Below are 22,459 nucleotides of genomic sequence, written 5' to 3'. Positions count from 1 at the left end.
CGCTACAGGCATTTGCCTTAGTTGAGATGAGTGACCGCTCCGAGCCCTTTTTACCGAATGCCATTTCGCAGCATTTTGCATATGCAGACAAGACAGCGTGTCACACCCGGCCCTATACGGACACGCATGACATCCGTAGCCAGCGGCAGCTTCGGGCCTGGGCCGACCCCGTTGGTCGTAGGGGCCTCGCGTTGCGGCATGGGCACTCCACTCTAATCTGGCACATCTCGGATATTCGCGAAGCCAATAGTAGTATTGTAAACATTTAATTGAAGCAGAACTTTGAGCTATGGATTAGGTGCCCTGCTCAAGCGGCGATTAAAAATCAGAGTATGGATATGCTTTCAATCATAATTGAAGAGATGAGCCGGAGGTCTCGATGCCCGAAGTGCGTTACAACCCCATCACGCAATCTGCGAGCACGATCTTTGTCGACCGGGAGGACCCCAAGCGGACCTTCGAGAAGGCAGCGGTCTCCATTCCCCGGGAAGGGTGCCTGCTGCGGACCTGGTATGGCGTCGGGGGGCAGGGCAAGACAGCGCTCGCCCGCGAACTCTTCCGGATCTCCTCGGATGAGGTCGAGCCGAGCTACGCGCACCTGCGCCGGGCTATGGTCGACCTGCACGAGCGGTCCCTGACCGATCCCGACCGCCTCCTCGTCTGGATACGCAACGCCTTCTCCCGGGCAGGTGTGACTTTTCCGGCCTTCGACCTGGCCTTCGCGATCATGTGGGAAAAGACCCGCGGCGAGGAAGCGCTTCCCAATTTCGAGAATGCCTGGCTCTTCCGCACCGGCGAGGCGCTCTCGGAATCGCTGCCGGACGCCGTTACCTTCACGCGGGAACTGATGGAGACCACGGCGGAGACGATCCCGGTTCTTGGCTTCCTCCTGAAGAAGGGCAGCCAGTGGGCTCTGGATCGGGGCAAGCAGGTGTGGCTCGAGAAGACTCGACCCCAGCTTCAGGCCTTCTACCGCGACGGTCTGCTGATCGAGGACCACGAGATGTCCGATCTCATGCCGTGGATGCTTGCGCAGGACCTCAATCAGCATCTCGCACAAGCCCCTCGGGACCGCTTCGTTCTCTTCATCGACGAATACGAGCGGGTCATGGACGGTGCGGGCACCGGCGCGCGGTGGCGAGAGAACCGTTTCGACGCCCACATGCGGCGGTTCATCTCCGAGACGGACGGTCTGCTGGCGATCTTCTTCTCTCGGGAGCGTTTGCCGTGGGAAGAAGCCCCGGACTGGCGCGACGATCTGAAGGACAATCAGCACCTTCTTGGCGGCTTGTCGGACGGCGATGCGGAGGACTGGCTCCGTCAGGTCCCTGTCGAGGATGTCGCGATCCGGGAGGCGATGCTCGCCGGCGCGCGGGAGACGGATGAGTTAGCCTCGCCTGTTTATCCGCTCATGCTCGATCTCCAGGTCGAGCACTGGAAGAACCTTGGCGACCGGGCACGACCGGAGGACTTTTCGGTCTCCGAGAGCGGCTTCGAGGCGCGGCGCTTTGCCCTCGTGCAGCGCCTTCTGCGCGACTATGACGCTCCGATTCAGGAACTCATCTCCCGGCTCGCGCTGGTTCAACGCTTCGACCGGTCAGCCTTCGAACATGTAGTCACGGCCTTCAACGTGCCGGTCTCGTTCGCCGCGATCGACAGGCTCGCCGAGTTGTCGATCATGTCGCTCGGCGAGGATGGTTGGCTCTCTCCTCATCGGGCGATTGCCGACGCCATTGTTCAGTCAGAGAAACAAGCGATCGTATCCGCTTCGCGCGATGCGCTGTTGGCGCATTTCGAAGACAGGGCCCAACCCGAGCGACCTGCTGATGTTGCGGATGACACACTCGCCTGTCTGGCCGAAGCGGCGCACTTGCGCAGGGTGAAAGGAATGGAGGGATACGTCGAATGGTTGGATGAAATTGAGGACACTGTGTCCGAGGCGCACAATCCAGAGTTCCTTGAAGATCTTTGGCGAGAGGCCCTGGCAATATCGCAGCAGGGCCTTGGTGAAGCCCATCAAGACACCGGGACGAGCTACAACAACGTTGCCTCCTGCCTCGATGCTCAAGGCCGTCACGAGGAGGCGGAGCCGCTCTACCGGAAGGGACTGGAGATCCGCCGCGCGGCGCTCGGCGAGGCGCATCCCGATACTGGATCGAGCTACAACAACGTCGCCTCCTGCCTCGATGCTCAAGGCCGTCACGAGGAGGCGGAGCCGCTCTACCGGAAGGGACTGGAGATCCGCCGCGCGGCGCTCGGCGAGGCGCATCCTGACACCGGGTCGGGCTATAACAACGTGGCTGCCTGTCTCGATTTTCAGGGCCGTCACGAGGAGGCGGAGCCGCTTTACCTCAAGGGGCTGGAGATCTGCCGCGCGGCGCTCGGCGGGGCGCATCCCGATACTGGAATGAGCTACAATAACGTTGCTTTCTGCCTCGATGCTCAGGGCCGTCACGAGGAGGCGGAGCCGCTCTACCGCAAGGGGCTTGAGATCCTCCGTGCTGCGCTCGGCGAGGCGCATCCCGATACTGGATCGAGCTACAACAACGTTGCTTTCTGCCTCAACAATCAGGGCCGTCACGAGGAGGCGGAGCCGCTCTATCGCAAGGGGCTGGAGATCCGCCGCGCGGCGCTCGGCGAGGCACATCCCGATACTGGAGCGAGCTACAACAACGTTGCTTTCTGTCTCGACGATCAGGGCCGTCACGAGGAGGCGGAGCCGCTTTTCCGCAAGGGGCTGGAGATCCGCCGCGCGGCGCTCGGCGAGGCACATCCCGATACTGGAGCGAGCTACAACAACGTTGCTTTCTGTCTCGACGATCAGGGCCGTCACGAGGAGGCGGAGCCGCTTTTCCGCAAGGGGCTGGAGATCCGCCGCGCGGCGCTCGGCGAGGCACATCCCGATACTGGAGCGAGTTATAGAAACCTTGCTGTCTGCGTTGGTCGCCAAGGGCGTCGCGAGGAGGCCTTAAAAATCCTGCACATGGCATCGGGTGGTGATGAGTAGGCCGAAACGGCTTCATCACAGTGTTCTTACCTCCGGCTTACTCTATCGATATGTGGCGTGGATCGCGCGGATCTCCCGCCATTCCCGCTGGGCGGCCGTCTATGCGCAGAGCACACGATACTCTCCACCTAATTCCTGCGTCCTGTGGCCGAGGAGGACCGCCACGATCCTGGGAGCGGCGACTGGATCGTGCAGGCGCAGGCAATCGGCGGCGAGCGTTCGAAGATCATGCAACGGCACCCCGATGGCGTCCCTGACCGCCTTAAGAAGATGGCGTCGACGAGCCCTTGAACCGGACCTTCGCGGCAGCAGCATAAGACGAGCAATCGCAGCGAAAGTCAGCTTCGTCCGCGCAGCTGCCCTTCGGGCATCGCGGGGTTTTGCAGGCGCGGCGAATGGCAGCTTCGACGGGCCGCGCTGCAGCATAATGGTCCGAGACTGAATGTCCGCATAGGGCCGACAGAACCTGCTCCGGGCAGCGGGCGATCGCGGCCCTGCAATACCTCACCGCTTCTTCATGGCATCGCGCAGGGCCGATCCCAGGGCGCCATGCTGCGCCTCGCCTTGTGGACCGGCACCTTTTCCTCCCATCAGGGAGGGCTTGCCGGCCTTTCGCAGACCGTCCTTCGGGGCGCTCGGACGGTGACGTGCACCGCCGTTGCCTTCCTCCGTCCCAGCGTCACGGACCTCCTTGCGCATGCTGAGTCCAATGCGCTTTCGGGCCACGTCGACCTCGGTCACGCGCACCTGCACGACATCGCCGGTCCTTACCACCTCGTGGGGGTCCTTGACGAACCGGTCCGCCAACTGACTGACATGGACAAGGCCGTCCTGATGAACACCGACATCCACGAAGGCCCCGAAGGCTGCGACATTCGTCACCGTCCCTTCGAGCCGCATGCCCGGTTTCAGGTCGGTGATCTCCTCCACTCCCTCGGCGAAGGTCGCGGTCTTGAAGGTCGGGCGCGGATCGCGGCCCGGCTTCTCCAGTTCGGTCAGGATGTCGCGAACCGTGGGCAATCCGAAGCGGTCATCGACGAAGGTCTCCGCCTGCACGTCCTTCAGCGCCGCGGGGTCGGACTGGAGGCTCCGCAAGTCGCGACCGCATGTGGCGACGATGCGCCGCGCGAGGTCGTAGGCCTCGGGGTGGACGGCGGAGGCGTCGAGCGGCTCCTTGCCATCCCGGATGCGCAGGAAGCCGGCGCATTGCTCGAAGGCGCGGGGCCCGAGCCGGGGAACTTTCAATAGCTCCCGGCGGGCCCGAAATGCGCCCGTCTCGTCGCGGTGCGCCACGATGGATTCCGCAAGGCCCGGCGTCAGCCCCGAAACATGCGCCAGCAGCGGCACCGAGGCGGTGTTGAGGTCCACCCCGACAGCGTTCACGGCATCCTCGACCACGGCCTGAAGCGAATTCGACAGCCGCCGCTGGTCCACGTCGTGCTGGTACTGGCCGACGCCGATACTTTTCGGCTCGATCTTCACCAGTTCCGCCAGCGGGTCCTGAAGCCGCCTGGCGATGGAGACCGCGCCTCGGAGCGAGACGTCGAGGTCGGGGAACTCTTTCGCGGCGAGTGCGGAGGCGGAATAGACGGAGGCACCGGCCTCGCTGACCACGACCGTTTTGGGCTTCGTGGCCCCCGGGGGCAGCATGGCGAGCGTGTCGGCAACCAGTTTCTCGGTCTCACGCGAGGCAGTGCCGTTGCCGATGGCGATCAGTTCGATCCCGTGGCGGGCAACCAGATCGAGTATCTTCGCCTGCGCGCCCGTCACATCCTTCCTGGGCTGAAAGGGATAGAGCGTGTCCGTGGCCAGGAGCTTGCCGGTGGCGTCGATCACGGCGGCCTTCACGCCGGTCCGGATGCCCGGATCGAGGCCGAGCGTGGCCCGCGCGCCGGCCGGCGCGGCCATGAGCAGATCCTTGAGGTTGCGCGCAAAGACGGCGATGGCCTCCTCTTGCGCGCGCGATCGCAGGTCGGCGATGAGGTCCGTGGTCACCATGGACCGGAGCTTCACCCGCCAGGTCCAGCCCGCGACGCCGCGCAGCCAGCGGTCTCCCGGACCGTCGCCTTTCAGGTCGAGGCGGGCGGCGACCATGGCCTCGCAGCGCGGCTGACCGATCTCCGTGTCGGGTCCGATGTCGAACTTGACCACGCCTTCCTTCGCGGCGCGCAGCACCGCCAGCGCCCGATGCGACGGCATGGTCGCGAATGTTTCCGAATAATCGAAGTAGTCGGAGAACTTGGCGCCTGTTTCTTCCTGACCGGGGATGACGGTTGCGGTGACGAGGGCGTTCTTCCGCAGATAGTCGCGCAGGGCGCCCACCAGACCGGCCGTCTCGGCTAGCTCCTCGGTGAGGATGTCGCGCACGCCCTCAAGGGCCTCCTTCACGCCGGGCACGGCCTCGGTCGCGTAGTCGGCCGCCAGCTTCTCCGGGTGTGCATTTCGGTTGGCCATGATGGCGTCGCGCAGGGGGCCAAGCCCGTTCTCGCGGGCAATCATGGCCTTGGTGCGGCGCTTCGGCTTGAAGGGGAGGTAGATGTCCTCGAGCACGGCCTTCGTCTCGGCGGCGCCGATGGCGCGGGCCAGCTCGTCCGTCAGCCTGTCCTGCTCCCGGATCGACTTCAGGATCGCATCGCGCCGCTCGTCGAGGCCCCGCAGGTAGCCCAGGCGGTCGGACAGGGCGCGCAGCTGCGTGTCGTCGAGCCCGCCGGTGGCCTCCTTGCGGTAGCGCGCCACGAAGGGGACAGTCGCGCCTCCGTCGAGCAGGGCCACCGCCGCCGCGACCTGCGCCGGGCCGGCGCTGATCTCCCGACTTATGATCCGATTGATGCGGGCGGCGCGGTCCATACTCATCCTCTCGTCCCAGCTGCGTCCGTCTTAGCCCCGCCAACCATCCCGCAAAAGGGGCGGCCACCGACGGGTAGGAAATCGTGAGGTTGCCTGACCTGACCGGCCTACGCATGCCGGCCATGGGGGTGCGCGCTCGGCTGAACGCTGTCGGCGTCGCCCGCGGCCATATCTGGCCCGACCCGGCCCTGGAGTTCGACGGCATCTCGCGACGGGACGCGTGATATCCTTTGCGCAAGACCGTGTGGCGTGGTCAGGCCGGCGGCCAGACCGGGATCACAATTCGATCGCAGATCCGGCCTGACGGCGTGGCGCGAACCGGGTAGGAACGCGGTCCGACGGGCGGCTTACACGTCGCCCATTCGTCTTTCGACACCCAAGGCCCGCCATGACAATTACGCATCTCGTCACCCATTCCGGCGGCTTCCATGCCGACGAGCTTCTGTCCTCCGTGATCCTGACCCGCCTCTTTCCGGAGGCGACCCTGGTCCGCTCGCGCGATCCGGACTGGATCGCACCGGGTGCGGGCCGGATCGTCTACGATGTCGGCCGGGCCTACGACGCCGAGCACCGGATCTTCGATCACCATCAGTCCGCAGTTCCCCGGCGCGAGGGCGGCGAACCCTACAGCTCCTTCGGGCTGATCTGGAAGCACTACGGTCACGACTATCTGCGCGCCCTCGCGGTGCCCGAACCGGACCTGGAGGAGATCCACGACAGCTTCGACCGAAGCTTCGTCCTGCCCGTGGACCTGACCGACAACGGCGTGTTCGACCCCTCCGCCGCGGGTCCTTTGGCAAATCTGACCCTGCCGGCCTTGCTGGAAAGCCTGAAGCCCGCCTTCGATGCCCGGCAGGCCGGCGCCGACGACGCGGCCTTCGCAGCAGCTTTGTCCGTCTCCCGGGTCTTCGTCGAGGCCGCCATCGAACGGAAAGCCGCCCGGCGACGCGCCGAGGCCATGGTGCTGGCCGCGATCGAGGAAGCCGGTGCCTCGCACGTTCTCGAATTGCCCATGGGAATGCCCTTTCGGTCGGCCATCGAGACGGCGGGGGCCGACCACCTGCTCTTCGTCATCCATCCGCGTGAGGGGGATTGGGCGCTGACCACCATTCGCAAGGGTGGCGACACGTTCGAGACCCGCGCCGACCTGCCCGCCGCCTGGGCCGGCCTGACAGATGCTGCGCTGGAATCGGCCTCCGGCGTGGAGGGCGCCGGGTTCTGCCACAATGCACGTTTCATCGCGGTGGCGAAGACGCGAGAGGCCGTTTTGCGGATGGCCAAGGTGGCGGTGGAGGAGGCGGGGTGGGCGGAGAGCGGACCTTCGCGGCGCCCCGGAGTAACGGTAGAGATGCATAGAAAAACTCTGTAAAAACCCAAATAGTATTGGGCTAGTTAGCTACTATCCACCGGTTTCCAGCCGGGACAAATCGCCCAGAGCATTGCATCACTTGGCGAAATTCTAGAAAAGAAAAGTCGTGTAAATAAGCAACCTTTTCAAGGGCGGAAAACCGAATGCCGAAGCCAAGCCTTTTCGTCCAGCCAGCTGCTCGCAACGTCGTGCAGGTGGAAGCAGATACGGCCCTTATTCTGCTCGGCGACAACTGGAACGACTATAGTTACCGAACACTCTACACGTTGTATTACAAGCAACAGGGTACCACTCATCGTGTCGGCACGCTCAAAATACTGAAGGAAGGCCAGCGCGAAGGACGGCCACCGTTGCGCGTCGGTGAGAAAAAAGGGCCACAACTTAAGAAAAAGTTCGTCTCGCTCGGCACCTCGATTGATTATTATATCCGCCTGATCGAGCTTGATCTCCTTAACAGCGTGCGCGAATTCTTTAATGACCTTTCTTCGCATCCTGAGCTACGGGAAGCCTTTGCAAAGGAGCCGGGGCTCAAGACTTCGCTTTATCGCGAGCACAGCAGGCCCGAGGAATTCTACAACGACATAAACCGGACGGTGGCAGCAGGTGGAGTGCCGCCCGGCGAAGACGAATTCAAGCTCTCCTTCACTGCTCCAAGTTCTAAGGAGCCATTATCATTCAGTTTAGGTCGAACGGAATCCAAGGCGGGGGGGTACCAGACTGGACCATCGCGTCGCGAAGGAATCATCGTCGGCCCCAATGGCGTCGGTAAAACACATCTACTCGCAAGTATAGCGCGTGTAGCGTATGCGCCGCCCGCCGAGCGTGAACAATTGACTAACGTAGATGGAACAATGGCTGACGGCCCAGGATTTCCTAATATTTTGGCGGTTTCCTACAGTTCATTCGACAGTTTTGTACCACCAATGCTTGAGGGAGACGATCCAACCGAACGTCGCGCCGACTTTATCGCTGGCCGTGGACGGTACATATATCTTGGGCTTCGCGATCCCGCAACGCTTATCGAAGGCGGTGATGTACAGCCACGGCTTATCACTCAAGTTGAAATGGCAGAGACATTCGCCAATCATATCGCACGCATTCGCGAACTCGATCGGTTCAACATGTTCGCAAGAATTACTCAACCAGTGCTTGACGAAACATCCGTACGCGCCAACGCTGGTATTCCGCCAAATGACGCCCCTGAAGAAGAGGACTACTTGACGCGAGACGAGTTTTACGTCGAGCAGCTTGAGCGGTGGATTGGTCCAGATCCTGCCGCAGCTTTTTTGAACCTGTCGAGTGGGCATAAGATCGTAATGCACCAATTAGTTGGCATGACCGCGATGCTCCAGAGACACGGTCTCGTCCTGATCGACGAACCAGAAACACATCTACATCCCCCGTTGCTCGCCGCTTTGATGTCATCGATCCGCCGCTTACTATTGCGCCAGCATGCTTATGCCCTGGTTGCCACTCATTCACCGGTAGTCGTGCAGGAAGCGCTCGCAAGCCAAGTTGCGATCCTAGCTTCACGAGAGCCAATGATTGTTAAATCACCCTCGATCGAAACATATGGCGAAAATGTCGGAGCGCTCAGCCGCGAGGTGTTTGGATTCTATCCTACAGTCGGGGACTACAGGAATGTGCTTGATCGTATGGTCCGTGAATATCAGACGGTCGAAGAGGTGGAAGAAGCTTTAGGATCCTGCTTGTCATCGCAGGCGCTTGCCCATGTTATGGCGACGATCTCGCGAAGGACGCGCGCCGAGAAGGCTAAAGACTGATGTACACTCTGCGTTATCCCGATGAAAAGGTCGGAGATCCATTTGATGTACTGAAAAGCGCGCTGGGGGTAGACGTGCCAGCGGATTTGAAGAGAAAGCTGAGCTTCTTATATTTCGCGTATTGTGAGCGGAAGGGTGTAGGCTGCAATATGATAGCAGCAAGAAAGTTCCGGCTTGAATATGGGTCTAAACTACGAGCAGCCTACAAAACTACTTATACGAATAAGCCGCTATCTTGGTTGCGCAAAGAATTACGGTCGGTTGCCGGAAATCGCTGTCCGAGCTGTGGCGGCGCGCGTCCTGTTACGCTCGATCACCATTTGGCCCAAAACCCGTTTCCTGAATTTGCGATCTTCCCGCTCAACCTTGTTGCAATGTGTGGCACATGTAACCAGAGGAAGTCAGCGACGACTGGTAAGGCAATCGAGACCTCTTTTATTCATCCCTATCTCGACGAGGTACCTGAAGTTCCATTCTTCACCGCGACCGTAATAAGAGATGACGGCACTTATACGGTTTGCTTCGAGTTCACACCTGACGCGATACCTGATGCCGAACTCTCTAATCGTATGTCAATGCAGCTCAAGAAGGTCGATTTCAACGAGGCATTGCTGCCCGAGGTCGGCGAACTCCTCGCTGAATGGGCGCTTCGGATCGAGGATGAGATTGTGATACCAAATGAGGGCGAGATCGATCAATGGGTAATTAAAGATTATCTAAATAGGAACGCTACGCGAATTGAAAAGCAGCATCGCGTAGGTTTCTGGCAGGCGATCATGTCCCGAGCGCTTGCAGATGACGCCCAATTCTGTTCGGGTGGATTTCGTGATCTTTTACCCCGTTCGCCTAGCTAAATCATGATGTTTGCTGAGATAGCTTTTCCGGCGGGGGCCATATTTCCTTCTTCGGCTTAAGCCAGCGATAACAATGAACGCTTAACCGTGTCGCCGTTGCGCGCGGAATGAACGAGCACTATGGGCTGACACCGGCCATCAACCGAGCGTGGCACGAAAGTCCGGTAAGGGCCGTTTTACACATGGGGCTACGGGGCAGATCCACGCGATGGCCTTGCCTCGCGGCGCACCGCTTCGCAACCCTGTGCGTCATCCAGGAAGGCATACGGTCGAAAGAGTGATTCAACGAGGAACCTTTTCGGCCTGTGATTGTAGGCAACAGAATGCTGAGACAGCCATTACGCGGTAGATGAGATGTCCACGACCTATGCGAGCGACTCCGTCCCAAGAGGCGGATCCGTGATCCAGGCGACACTGATGTCGTTTCCGATTGCCTGCTTCACCTTGGCCCTTCTGACCGATCTCGCTTATTGGGCAACGTCCAACCTGATGTGGCAGCATTTCTCCTCGTGGCTTCTCTTCGCCGGGCTCGTTGGCGGCGGCTTCGCCATTCTTGGCTGGATCGTCCGGCAGGCGATCGACCGCCGTCCGACGAACTGGCCGATGGTCGTAATCAACCTGTTGGTATTGATCACCGCCTTCTTAAATTCCCTTGTTCACGCGGGAGACGGCTGGACCGCCGTCATGCCTTGGGGACTTACCCTTTCCGCCGTCACCGTCCTGCTCATGTTCGCCTCGGGCGTCATGGGTGGCGGGGCGACGCGCCGCTGATGGAAATTGCCATGACCAAGACAAGCTTCGCCGTCGTGGCGCTCGCAACCGCGATATCCTGTGCGATCCCGATTCATTCCCTCTCCGCACAGGAGGTCGACGACTTCGACATTACCAGCCAGATCGGTCCCGACCCGGTCCTGCCGGAGCCAAACTTCGTCAATCTCTGGCCCGACATGAAAGTGGCGGAGGTGATTGGCTGGCAGGACGGTGAGACCCCGACCGTCCCTGACGGGCTGACCGTCAGCGCCTATGCCCGAGACCTTGGCAATCCGCGCACCGTGCACACGCTGCCCAACGGCGACGTTCTCGTCGTTCAGTCGCGCGGTCCCTCGGGCAAACCGAAGCCCCGGCCGAAAGACTATATCCGCGGATGGATCATGGCATTTGCCCATGGCGGCGGGGGTGAGCAACCCGAGAGCAACAAGATCACGCTCCTGCGCGACACCGATCGGGACGGCACCGTCGACGAGCGATCCGACCTCCTGACAGGGCTCGCGTCCCCCTTCGGTGTCGCATGGATCGACGATACGCTCTACGTCGCTTCGACGGAGGCGGTTCTTTCGTACCCCTACGAGCTCGGCCAGACCGAGATCAGCGCAGAGCCCACCGTCCTGACCCCGCTTCCGGGAGGTCCGATCAACCATCACTGGACGAAAGACCTCGCCCTGAGCCCCGACGGGCAGCGCCTCTACGCCTCCGTGGGGTCGAACTCCAACGCGGCCGAGCGTGGTATCGAGGCCGAGAAGGGCCGCGCGGCGATCTGGGAGATCGACCGCGCAACCGGCGCGGCCAAGGTTTACGCCTCGGGACTGCGAAATCCCAACGGCCTTACCTTCCATCCCGACACGGGCGTCCTATGGGCCGTGATCAACGAACGCGACGAGCTCGGGCCGAACCTGGTGCCCGACTACATGACCAGCGTGCAGGAGGGCGCCTTCTATGGCTGGCCGTGGAGCTATTACGGCGACCATGTCGATCGGCGCGTTCACCCACCACGTCCCGACATGGTCGAGGTCGCGATTGCACCGGATTATGCCCTTTCAAGTCATGTCGCCGCGCTCGGATTGACCTTCTCGAACGGCTCTGCCCTGCCTGACCAGTATGCAAACGGCGCCTTCATTGGAGAGCATGGGAGCTGGAACCGCGACGCCTTCAATGGCTACAAGGTCGTCTACGTCCCCTTTGAGAACGGAATGCCCTCCGGCATGGCACAGGATGTCGTCACGGGCTTCCTAGACCGCGACCAGGCCCGGGGCAGGCCGGTCGGCACCGGCATCGATGGTACCGGAGCGCTTCTGGTGGCCGATGATGCTGGCAACACCGTATGGCGCGTCGCCAATGCGGACGGCTCGAGCACCGACCAACCCTTTGGCTCGGATGGAGGTCAGTTGCAGTCCGGCGACGAACCGGACGCAGATCAGACCGGCGGCCAGAACTCTGCAGCCGCCCAGTCGGCAAATCAGTCGTCTTCCGACAATGAAGGGTCAGCGACCCGGAGCGACGCAGCTTCTGGTGCCGGCCCCTCACAGACCGAGATTGCGCCGGCGACCGGGTCGCCGGATAGCGTTCAGCCGTCGAATTGACCGATTTCTCGCCCGGTCATGTGTCGGGCGGTATCTCATCCAAGCTGGTATCTTCTACAAGTCCATGATGATCGCATGTCGACAATCGATCAATTGGTTGGCCTCTTAGTTGAAGCAATTTGGGCCGCCTATATTCGACAGCGTCAATACCAAGTTTGTACAGGTCCCTTGTGCTAGATGCCCGTTGATATATCCATATTATAAGATTGGGGCGGGTAGACCGCGAGATATCGATTGCTTTGGCCATGACGAAATCGAGCTCTCCAAGCGGAACGCGTGCGTTGCAGTTGGTATCGCCTTCGGTCGTACTGCCGATGGGGCGGGCCTTGATCCGGCGCTAGCCCCATCTCAGAGACGGTACATAGAACACTGCCAATATCGAGCTTCACATAACGGTTCTCCGAAATGCTCGAGCGATTCAACGTACGGCTTTCGAGGTGTGAACGTCCCAAACATCTTCAATCGAGGTTCAAATGGCCGAGCGGGAGAACGGCGTATCGGATCGAATTCCATAGAGGTAACCCGCCAGCCATATCCGGATCATCAGTACCAGGACGATCAAGCCGTAAATGAACGGCGAGTGGTAAACGGATACCGACGAATTTATAACCCACTCGATATGTCGGAGCAGGCAATCGGGCGGGACACAATCTTGAATCCGAAACTTTGGAAGGGCGTCTCTTGCACTGCCAGCCTTCTCATCATCGCCACGCCCTACCACCGTTTCGGTATGAAAGCGGTAATACCCAAGATGATCGTCATCCTCTATGAGTTGGAGCGGACTCACCTTAACACATCGATGCCGCTGGGGGCGGTCATATTATTATGCATCGATGCGATGAGGCTTTTATCACTGCATTCGGAACAATTTTGCTACTGCAGCGGCTGCGCCAAAACCGTTGTCAATATTGACCGTCAAGAGGCCCGGAGCACAACTCCCAAGCGCAGAGGATAATGCGGCGCGTCCGCCGGCGGTCACGCCATAGCCGACGGAGGTCGGAACAGCTATGACAATTCCGGGAACGAGACCTGCCAGAACGCTGAAAAGCGCGCCTTCCATCCCGGCCACCGCGATCAGGACGCGGTACTGTCGGAGTTCCTCGGCCACGTCGAGGAGTCGCCAAAGGCCCGCGACCCCAACATCGGCGTAGATCGGTGCCGGAATGCCTAGAAAACGCAAGGAACGGGCGGCTTCACTGGCTATAGAGAGGTCCGCGCTACCCGCGCAGACGATGGCGGCCGCTCCCTCGTGGATGGCGGGCGGAGGTCTCCCAAAATAGGCCGTCCGTGAGTCTGCGTCATAATCGAGAGGTGATCCAAGGGAGTTCAGTTCTGCGGCGATCTCCGGCGCGAGGCGTGTGAGAAGGAGAGACTCCTGACGATCGGACGCGCTTCTCAATATTCCAAGAATTGTGGTGATGCTTTTCCGCTCGCAATAAATGGCTTCTGGAAGCCCGGTCCGTTCGACACGCTGCCAGTCGAACCGGGCGCCGGGCGACGATTCACCCTGCACCGGCGGACCCTTCGCGGTCGTCGTGCAGAAAGGCCGATCCGCGGCGATAGGGGGCGAGTGGAAGAAGCCTGCGCCCGGCATCGTCGCAAAGCAGTTGCGCGGCTTGACGGATCATGCCGAGCCGCCTACCGCGGCGCGCGCGATCGACATCGAGTTCGACGCTTATGCCTTGCGCTGTGACGCGGCACCGCAAACCTTCAGCCCCGGCGAGAGGAGTGAGTGTCATTTCGACCTCAGCCACAAAGGCGAGATCCTCCGGGGTCACGCGCAGGCCCGTTTGGATCCGACTCGCGAGACACGGCTGGGCCGGTAACTCCGAAACATCTCCCAGGTCAAAGCGGCGCGCCAGAGCGCGAATAGCGGATTTGTCCATGCCGGCCTCTACGAACGGATGCACGACCCGGCGCTCCGTTGCCGCGTCGAGGCCGGGACGGAAGTCCGATAGATCATCGAGATTGGCTCCGGAAGCGATGGTACCCTCCGTGCGCTCCGAGATCCGGTCATAAAGGTTCGACTTGCAGAAGTAGCAGCGATTGACCGGATTTCGGAGATAGTCAGGATCCGCGAACTCTCCCGCATCGAGGATCCGGAGGGGCCATCCATACGCGTCGGCATGACGGCGGACGCGGTCGGTCGCTTCCGCCGGAACCGCTGGAGAAATGGCATGACAGATGGTCGTATCGGCCTCGCGTACTCTAAGTGCGACGTGGGCCAGCGTCATGCTATCCACCCCACCGCTAACGGCGATCGCGAGCTTTGCGTGGCGGCGTAGGGCTTGTCCGAGCCTGGTGGGAATGTGCGGACCGGGCATCAGAAGTACTCCAGCAGGAAGAGCGAGATGCTTGGAAAGATGACGAGCGGGATCAGAAGGACGACGAGGATGGCGATAAATGGCATCGTTTCGCGAACAAGAGATCCATAGCTGGCACCTGAGACGCGCTGGAGGATAAAAATGTTCAATCCGAAGGGCGGCGTGAGCAACCCGATCATGAGCGTCAGGACAGCAACGACGCCGAAATGCACTGGATCGATGCCGGCAGCTAGCGCAACGGGCAAGAATACCGGGACCGCGATGGTCAGAATCGCGATCAACTCCATGAACATGCCCATGATCAGGAGGATGATACAAATGATGGCGAGGACGGCGACGGGATCCGAACTAACCCCAAGCAGCAAGTTGCTGACCGATTGCGGGATGCGCGCGGTCGAGACGAGCCAGCCGTAGAGGGCCGCCGAGGCGACGATGAGCATAATCGACGCGGTCGCGGTCGTGGCCCGGGCGAAGATCCCGAAGATGTCGCGGATCCGGGTCGAGCGGTGGAGAACCAGACCTAGGAACAGCGCATAGACCGCGGCGACAGCGGCGGCTTCCGTTGGGGAGAAAATACCGCCCCAGATCCCGCCCAGGATGATGACCGGCAACATGAGCGAGGGAACCGCCCGCAAAAGCGACGTCGCGAGAGGTCCAATACCTTCAAAGCGCGTAGCTTTCGGCAAGTTCCGCCGCTTGGCGACGAGCGCAATGTAGATCATCATCGCCCCTCCCATCAGAAGGCCCGGGACGAAGCCCGCGAGGAACAGATCGCTGATCGAGGTCCCGGAAATGACGCCGTAGATCACCATCGGGACCGAAGGCGGAATTATCGGTCCTATGGTCGAGGAGGCCGCCGTGACGGCGCCGGAGAAGGCACGGTCGTATCCCTGACGCAGCATAGCCTTGACTTCTATCGCCCCCAGACCGGAGGCGTCAGCCACGGCGGATCCCGACATGCCGGAGAAGAGTATCGACGCCACGACGTTGACATGTGCGAGGCCGCCCGCGACGAACCCGATCGCAACATTCGCGAAACGGAAAATTCGCTCGGTCGCCCCGGAATGGTTCATGATCTCGGCAGCGAGAATGAAGAGTGGGATCGCGAGGAGCGGGAAGCTGTCGAGCGAGTTGGTCAGCCGCTGCGCCATGATGAGGAGCGGCAGCTTGCCCTCGTAGACGATTAGCGCGAGGCTCGACAACAGCAGCGAGAACGCCACCGGAAGCCCAAGGAGGAGCAAGCCGAGCAATCCTCCGACGAGGATGAGGGTCGCCATCACTCCACCATTTCAATTGTTTCGCCTGTCGACGACGTGATCGCCCTCCGCTCGCCGCGAAGATGCGCAACCGCGCCTAAGATCGTCGCCACGAACATAAGAGCCGATCCCGCGAAAATTGGCACGACCATCAGCGACATCCGTAGGCCCGTCGCAGGAAGGCGCATCGTATTGACGACGGGAATCATCTTCCACGCGCCGTAGGTAATGACGCCGAGCACGATCAGCATGGCCAGATCGCGCCCGAGATCGAGGATCCGGTCGGCGCGGGGCGGAAGGCCGAACGTGTCAACGAGGTCGACTGCAATATGGCCCCGCGTAACCGACGCCTCGACGGCGCCGATGAACACCAGATAGATGAATAGAAGCCGACCAAGTTCCTCCGGCCACGGCAGCGGACGGCCCAAGAAGACGCGCGCGCCGACCTGTCCCGCGACGAGCGCGAGAATCCCTGCGAGCGCCACGACCCCGAGGATCACGGCCGCCCGCTCAAGTGTGCGAGACAGGGCCTTCATCGATCGCCCTCTACGTCAAGCATGATCCATCAGTCCCATTGTGACTTCAGGTCCTCGACGAGGTCCGAAGAATATCCGACGCTTGTCGCGACCTGGTCGAAGTTTTCGCGGAATTGCGACTTCCACTTCTCCACATCGACATCGAGCACGTTGACGCCCTCGTCTGCCATTGCCTGCTCGGCACCCTCTATCTCAGTCACCAGCTGTTCGTTGTGCCACGAAGAGATTTCCTCGGCGGCGGACATGATCGCGTCCTGCTGTTCTGTCGTTAGGGATTGCCAGACGGGCTCCGCAATCATCACGCCCGTTTCCTCGTAATTATGCCCGGTGCGGGTGAGGTTCTCGGCGATAGTGTGATACTTGTTCGCATAGAGCCAGTTGGAGGCCTGCTCCGTCGCGGTCACGATGCCTTGCTGCAATCCGGTGAAGGTCTCTGACAGAGGCATTGGCACAGGGGCGGCTCCGGCGAGCTCGAAATTCTGGATCCAGCTGTCCTGCGGGGGGACGCGAATCTTGAGACCCGAGAGGTCATCGATCGTCTCTACAGGCTCCGTTGCGATGAAGTTCCGCGGCCCGCGATCCCAGTTCTGCACAAGGACGCGGATGCCCTGTTCTTCGGCCAGCTTGTCGGCCAATCCCTGGAACAGTTCGCTCTCATGAACGGTGCGCGCCTGATCTTGGTTGTTGAAAACGTAAGGGGTCCCGGAGATCCACCAATCCTTGTCGAAGGCCCCAAGCCAGGTGGTAGCCCCCACGAACATCTCCACCGTCCCGAGGCGCATGCCCGACAGCATGTCGTTGGCGAAGCCAAGTTGCGCGGCGGGATAGATCTCCATCGTCACCGCCCCGTCAGTCGCCTCCGCGACTTTCTCGGCCAGCATCTCGCTCGCCTTGACGTCGATATGCGCAGGTGGATCGATTAGACCGACCTTTAGGACGGTCTGCGCCTCGGCCGCGGACAGGCCGAGGGCCGCAACGCCAGCAGCAACGTAAAATGTTCCAATCTGTTTCATGATGGTATTCCTCCCAGTTTGATTTCGGTATGGCGCCCCCGGAGTGGTCCAGACCGCACCGGACCGGTCGAGCCTCGGATTACGAGATCGCAATCTAGGCAGTAGTGCCGCGACCGAGCTTCGGCCGGATCAATCAGAATCTGCGCCGCCAGTCGCCCGATCCGAGCGGCGTCCACCCGTACCGTCGTCAATGGCGGATGGGTGTAGGCTGCGAGGTCAACATCGTCGAACCCTACGAGCGACACATCGCTCGGGACATCGAGACCCGCGGCATGCAGGGCTCTCAGCGCACCGAACGCGAGCATGTCGGACGCCGCGAAGACTCCAGTTGGCGGCTCCTCTTGTGCCAACAGAGCCTCCATCGCTTCCCGGCCCTCGACGGGTTCAGGCAGGCGCTCCAATACCAGCGACGGATCGAACGCGATTCCTGCGGCGTCCAACGCGTCACGATAGCCATCGAGCCGATGGCGTGTTCTTGCGATCCGCGAATACGGTCCGACGATGAGGCCGATGCGGGTATGACCGAGTTCGATCAGGTGGCGCACCGCCAGCTCGGATGCCTTGCGATTGTCGAACCCCACATAGGAGATCGAGCCTGTGTCCACCGGAGGTTTCTCCCAAGTGATGACGATGCGAACGTCGCTCGCCGTCGCCAACTGTGCGATCCGCGCCTCCTGCCCATAAGTCAGGCCTGTCAGGACCAGTCCCTTGACGCGACGCTGGAGAAGCGTGTCGATGAGCTTTCCTTCGATGGCTTCGTCGTAGCGCGTCGCTCCCTGGATCGTCGAATGACCTGCCGCCATCGCGACATCCTGGATCGAATGCAGCGTTTCGGCGAAGAGCGCGTTCGAAGCGGCTGGAACCAGTACGCCGATGACCGTCGACCGCCCGGTCGATATGTCGCCGGCCACCGCGTTGTAGATGTAGCCGAGCTGCGCGGCGGCGCCATTGACCCGCGCACGGGTATCGTCACTCACCTTATCTGGCTCGCGTAGCGCGCGGCTGACCGTGGCGACCGATACTTCCGCCAATCTCGCCACCTCCCGCATATTCAGCTGTCTTTCGGCCAATGCCGCTCCATTTCGAGTGTAACATGTTACATTTATAAGGCGTATCATGCGCGGGATGTGAGTCAAGATGCTTGCAAATTACGCAGCATGATTAGGTCGTACTAGACGTAAAGGTGGCGCTGTGCGACATATCGGTAGTGTAACTTGTTACACAAAATCGATCAGATACTCAGATGAGGACCGACCCGTATGAAAGACGTTGCACTCGATTACGGAGATACGAGAATGAACGTCGCGCTCCCGGACACGGCAACGGTTGTGCGGTACGGTGAAACCTATACGGACCCGCCATCCTGCGATCCGGTCGACGCGACTCGCAACGCGCTTCGGTCCCCTGGCGGGGGAATGAAGCCGCTTTCGGAGATCGCGGGCCCCGGCAAGCGGGTTGCGATCGCGTTTCCCGACCGTGTCAAAGGGGGCGCGCACGCCAAGGCCCACCGCAAGGTATCGATCCCACTGGTGGTCGAGGAACTTCTGAGGGGAGGGTGCGAACTCAAGAACATCACGCTGATCTGCGCCATGGGTCTTCACCGCATGAACACGGTTGCGGAATGGCGCGATTATTTGGGTAGTGAAATTGTCGACCAGTTCCTTCCAGACCGGATCGTCAACCATGATGCCGAGGACCCGAAGCTCAAACGTTACAACGACGATGCGTATGGCAATGTCGTCGAATGCAACCCGATCTTCGCAGATGCGGATATTGCGATCGTGATCGGCCATTGCGCCGGCAATCCTTACGGGGGGTTCTCCGGCGGCCACAAAATGGTTGCGACCGGTATAACCGGCTGGCGTTCGATCGCATCACATCACGTTCCGCAGACAATGCACCGCGATGACTGGTTGGGTGCAGCGCCAAAGGGTCGGATGCGCGACCAGTTTACTTCGATCGCTAAGACGATGGAGGAGAATATCGGCAAGCAGATCTTCGCGGTCGACGCGGTGATCGGTCAGTTCGCTGAGGTGCTCGCCGTTCATGCCGGGTCGCTTGACTACGTAGAGGAAGCCTGCTGGCCCCTCGCGGGCGAACGCACGAATGTCACCCTCGAGAATACCGAGCCGGCCGACGTGCTCGTCGTCGGCGTGCCGCGCAACTTTCATTACGGCCCAGGAATGGGGTCGAACCCGGTCCTCATGGGTCTGGCACTCGGGGGGCAATTATCGCGATGCTGGAACGCGCTGCGACCCGATCCGGTCCTGATCGCGGTCGCGCAACTTGACGGATGGTTCAATCCGAACTGGTTTCCCTCATATGAGGAAACGTTCTGGCAGATGACCCGGCACAACGATGCCAGCGAGTATCTCGCCTCGGACGAGGCCCGGGACATGGCTCTGCATCCGGAATACCGCTACCGCTACTCGACGAATTACACGTATCATCCGTTTCACGCGATGAGCATGCTTTCGGGGGGAGCGATACCTGCCAAACGCTGCAGGAAAGTTTTGATCGTGGGGTCGAAAGAGCCCCTTCACGCCAAGGCGCTCGGGATGTCACCGGTTGCGACGTTCGAGGCCGCGATGGCCGAGGCCGAACGCCATGTCGGCAAATCGCCAAAGATCCTGTGCACGCCTGAATGCTTCTCGGGGGGAGCGGCGGTGCACCTCACGGCGGGTCGCGTCTGATGCGGGTTGCGGTCATTGGGCTCGGCGTGATGGGTCGCGTCGCGGCGGAGGCTGCGAAAGCCCAAGGTCACGAGATCGTCGCAAGCGATCCGGCCGCGCGCGCCGTGGATGCGGCGAAGGCATTGGCTATCGGCTTCGAGGTAATTCCAGAAAACGCGGTCATTGGTGCCGATGTCGTCCTCCTGTTCCTGCCTGGCCCGCCCCAGATCAGGGCCGTTATTCCGAAGCTTATTCCTAAGCTGAGCGACGGCTCCGTGATTGTCGATCACTCGACAGCCGATCCCGGGACAGCTGAAGAGATGGCGGCATTAGCGGCGGAGGGGAGTATCGGCTGGATCGATGCACCCGTTTTGGGCCGACCAACGGCTGTCGGGAGTTGGGCGCTCCCCGTAGGACAAACCGAAGGGGCGCTCGATCGTGCCCGTTCCGTGCTCGATTGCTATGCCAAAGCTATCTACGAAGTGGGCGGTCCCGGCGTAGGCCATACCGTGAAACTGCTGAACCAAATGATGTTCGGGGCGATCAATGCGATGACCGCCGAGATGATGGCAACCGCGCAGACTCTGGGACTGCCGCCCGCCCGCCTTTACGAGATCATCACGGCGAGCCAAGCCGGAACCGTCAGTAATCTATTCAAAGAGCTTGGGGCCCGAATCGCCAGGGACGATTACGACAACCCAACGTTCAGTGTAAAGTTGCTGGAAAAGGATGTCCGGCTAGGGCTCGAGATGGCGCGGAAGGCGGGGATGGAACCGCGCCTCGGGCGCGTTGTCGCGGCAATGAACGACGAAGCGATTGCAGGCGGATTTGGCGACCGCGACACGTCGTCAATGTGGCTAGCGAACCTGACTAAATGAGCCAGGGTCTTCATCTTCACGTCGATCCTCTAGGCGGCGTGGCGGGAGACATGCTTCTTGCCGCCTTTCTCGATCTAAGGCCGGATCTCGAGGAGGGGGCGCGGGCGCTAGCCGGAACGATCGGGCCCGGCGTCATCCTGATACGCTCGGACGCCAGCGATAAGGGCCTCCGGGGGACGCGAGTTCGTCTTGACCTTCCGTCCCGGGAAACGGGACCGACCCATTACGCAGAGTACGTTGCGCTGATCGAGCGGACATCACCCGATGTGGGCACGCGGTCCCGCGCGGCAGACATTCTCCGTCGCCTCGGGGAAGCCGAGGCGCGGGTGCATGGTGTGACGCTCAACGAGGTCCATTTTCACGAAATTGCGGACTGGGATTCAGTTGCAGACATCATCCTGAACGCATGGATGCTGGAGCGACTCGACATCCGGTCGGCAAGCGTCGCCGCGCTGCCCCTGGGGGCGGGGCGAATCGAAACGCGGCATGGCCAGATGCCGGTGCCCGCTCCCGCGACGCTCGAAATGTTGAAGGGACTTGTCGTGATCGACGATGGGATCGGGGGAGAGCGGGTTACGCCCACCGGGGCGGCGATCCTTTCGCACCTTTCCCCCGCAATAGCCTTGCCGGATGGCCCTCATTGCATGTCAGGCGCGGGATACGGTTTAGGCCACCGCACACTTACGGGTATCGCCAACGCGGTACGCCTTTCTCTCTGGAGCGAGGCGCGAACCGCTGTGGGCATGATTGGCGTCATCCGCTTTTCAATCGACGACCAGACCGGCGAAGATCTTGCGGTAGCGCTTGATCGAATTCGGCGAGCTGACGGCGTGGTTGATGTGCTCCAGTTTGCCGCTTTTGGTAAGAAGGGACGAATGACCGTTCGCGCCGAAGTGCTTTGCGACCAGGCCCGGCTGGAAGACATCGCCGCGATGTGTCTATCGGAGACGACGACACTGGGTGTCAGAACGAGTACCGAAAGGCGCATTGTCCTTCCGCGCACTCACGAGGTTGTCGATGGGATTGGCGTCAAACTGGTTGAACGCCCAGACGGCAAGTTCACGCGCAAAGCGGAGATGGATCACCTTAGCGGCATAGGAAATCATGCGACACGTCAACGGGCGCGACATGCTGCAGAGAGCGATGAATGACAGTTGAGGAATCTGTTGTCCGCTAGAGATGTGAAGCAATGCGGAGGCGTTGCTTTGGCTCTGATGCTGTAACCGCCCCCCGACGGCATCGACGTGCCAGGGTGGGATCGCAACAATCCATTTTGGGAGGCGGTCATGTCGGAGATTACCACGGTCGGATTGGATCTCGCGAAGAATGTGTTTCAGGTCCATGGCGCTGACGCCAGAGGTGGCGTGGTCTTTCGCAAGAAGCTCAGAAGGGCCGCGGTGCTCGAGTTCTTCGGCAAGCTGCCGCCCTGCCTCGTGGCGATGGAAGCCTGCGGTGGCGCGCATTTCTGGGGGCGGGAGCTGACACGGCTCGGCCATGACGTCAGGCTCATCCCGCCCGCCTACGTAAAGCCGTTCGTCAAGCGGCAAAAGAACGATGCTGCT

General features: G+C 61.1%; 17 protein-coding genes and 1 pseudogene. 11 read left to right on the top strand and 7 right to left on the bottom strand.

The genetic code is table 11. The features are described from left to right. Positions 1-379 precede the first annotated feature (379 nt). Positions 380-3,007, top strand: coding sequence for a tetratricopeptide repeat protein (locus LX81_RS19570; protein ID WP_111538978.1), 2,628 nt, complete (start codon positions 380-382; stop codon positions 3,005-3,007). Positions 3,008-3,511: 504 nt separating this feature from the next. On the opposite strand, the gene LX81_RS19565 is transcribed toward LX81_RS19570, so the two are convergent. Further along, complete coding sequence (locus LX81_RS19565) at positions 3,512-5,854, bottom strand: Tex family protein (RefSeq protein ID WP_111538977.1); 2,343 nt, start codon at positions 5,852-5,854, stop codon at positions 3,512-3,514. 83 nt (positions 5,855-5,937) lie between these two features. Between LX81_RS19565 and LX81_RS22365 the strand changes: the two genes are divergently transcribed. The 6 genes from LX81_RS22365 to LX81_RS19540 all read left to right on the top strand — a co-directional run bounded on the left by LX81_RS22365 (position 5,938) and on the right by LX81_RS19540 (position 12,218). Continuing rightward, a complete protein-coding gene (locus LX81_RS22365; RefSeq protein WP_170134049.1) occupies positions 5,938-6,078 on the top strand; it encodes a hypothetical protein in 141 nt (46 codons plus the stop codon). Positions 6,079-6,242: 164 nt separating this feature from the next. Next, positions 6,243-7,223: an MYG1 family protein gene (locus tag LX81_RS19560; protein WP_111538976.1), complete on the top strand. Its 981-nt coding sequence runs from the start codon at positions 6,243-6,245 to the stop codon at positions 7,221-7,223. A 143-nt stretch (positions 7,224-7,366) separates the two neighbouring features. Further along, on the top strand, positions 7,367-9,007 hold the full coding sequence (locus LX81_RS19555) for an AAA family ATPase (RefSeq protein WP_111538975.1): 1,641 nt from the start codon (positions 7,367-7,369) through the stop codon (positions 9,005-9,007). After that, the gene (locus tag LX81_RS19550; RefSeq protein ID WP_211322838.1) at positions 9,007-9,861 is read left to right on the top strand and encodes an HNH endonuclease; all 855 of its coding nucleotides are present in this window, start codon (positions 9,007-9,009) and stop codon (positions 9,859-9,861) included. The genes LX81_RS19555 and LX81_RS19550 overlap by 1 nt, the downstream gene beginning before the upstream one ends. Positions 9,862-10,260: 399 nt before the next feature. Further along, positions 10,261-10,632: a DUF2231 domain-containing protein gene (locus tag LX81_RS19545; protein WP_234822738.1), complete on the top strand. Its 372-nt coding sequence runs from the start codon at positions 10,261-10,263 to the stop codon at positions 10,630-10,632. Between the two features lie 11 nt (positions 10,633-10,643). Then, positions 10,644-12,218 (top strand): PQQ-dependent sugar dehydrogenase, encoded by a 1,575-nt coding sequence (locus tag LX81_RS19540; RefSeq protein ID WP_111538973.1) that lies wholly within the window; start codon positions 10,644-10,646, stop codon positions 12,216-12,218. An 850-nt stretch (positions 12,219-13,068) separates the two neighbouring features. Here the strand turns inward: LX81_RS19540 and larB are convergent. From larB to LX81_RS19510, 6 genes are read right to left on the bottom strand one after another with little or no spacing between them, the layout of a single operon-like run. Next, on the bottom strand, positions 13,069-13,731 hold the full coding sequence (gene larB / locus LX81_RS19535; protein ID WP_234822736.1) for a nickel pincer cofactor biosynthesis protein LarB: 663 nt from the start codon (positions 13,729-13,731) through the stop codon (positions 13,069-13,071). Further along, positions 13,721-14,542 carry an ATP-dependent sacrificial sulfur transferase LarE gene (larE, locus tag LX81_RS19530; protein WP_111538971.1) on the bottom strand — a complete coding sequence of 274 codons (822 nt, stop codon included), beginning with the start codon at positions 14,540-14,542 and terminating at the stop codon, positions 13,721-13,723. The genes larB and larE overlap by 11 nt, the downstream gene beginning before the upstream one ends. Continuing rightward, the gene (locus tag LX81_RS19525; RefSeq protein WP_111538970.1) at positions 14,542-15,819 is read right to left on the bottom strand and encodes a TRAP transporter large permease; all 1,278 of its coding nucleotides are present in this window, start codon (positions 15,817-15,819) and stop codon (positions 14,542-14,544) included. The genes larE and LX81_RS19525 overlap by 1 nt, the downstream gene beginning before the upstream one ends. Further along, entirely contained in the window at positions 15,819-16,334 is a 516-nt protein-coding gene (locus LX81_RS19520; protein WP_111538969.1) for a TRAP transporter small permease, read from the bottom strand. Before LX81_RS19520 ends, LX81_RS19525 begins: the two co-directional genes overlap by 1 nt. Positions 16,335-16,363: 29 nt before the next feature. Next, positions 16,364-17,347, bottom strand: a complete 984-nt coding sequence (locus LX81_RS19515; protein WP_111538968.1) for a TRAP transporter substrate-binding protein — start codon at positions 17,345-17,347, stop codon at positions 16,364-16,366. Then, positions 17,344-18,417: a LacI family DNA-binding transcriptional regulator gene (locus tag LX81_RS19510; protein WP_211322837.1), complete on the bottom strand. Its 1,074-nt coding sequence runs from the start codon at positions 18,415-18,417 to the stop codon at positions 17,344-17,346. Before LX81_RS19510 ends, LX81_RS19515 begins: the two co-directional genes overlap by 4 nt. Before the next feature lie 189 nt (positions 18,418-18,606). Between LX81_RS19510 and LX81_RS19505 the strand changes: the two genes are divergently transcribed. From LX81_RS19505 to LX81_RS19490, 4 genes and pseudogenes are all read left to right on the top strand, one after another. Then, positions 18,607-20,040, top strand: coding sequence for a lactate racemase domain-containing protein (locus LX81_RS19505; protein WP_111538966.1), 1,434 nt, complete (start codon positions 18,607-18,609; stop codon positions 20,038-20,040). Beyond that, entirely contained in the window at positions 20,040-20,897 is an 858-nt protein-coding gene (locus LX81_RS19500; protein WP_170134047.1) for an NAD(P)-dependent oxidoreductase, read from the top strand. The genes LX81_RS19505 and LX81_RS19500 overlap by 1 nt, the downstream gene beginning before the upstream one ends. Further along, complete coding sequence (larC, locus tag LX81_RS19495; protein ID WP_111538964.1) at positions 20,894-22,048, top strand: nickel pincer cofactor biosynthesis protein LarC; 1,155 nt, start codon at positions 20,894-20,896, stop codon at positions 22,046-22,048. The genes LX81_RS19500 and larC overlap by 4 nt, the downstream gene beginning before the upstream one ends. A gap of 135 nt (positions 22,049-22,183) precedes the next feature. Beyond that, positions 22,184-22,459 (top strand): annotated as a pseudogene (locus tag LX81_RS19490) (IS110 family transposase); the annotation flags it as partial.

Origin of the sequence: Palleronia aestuarii, from assembly GCF_003253995.1 — a bacterium.
Classification (GTDB): Bacteria; Pseudomonadota; Alphaproteobacteria; order Rhodobacterales; family Rhodobacteraceae; genus Palleronia; species Palleronia aestuarii.
The sequence above is the reverse complement of the archived record's forward strand: the minus strand, read 5'-3'. Positions and strand labels throughout refer to the sequence as shown.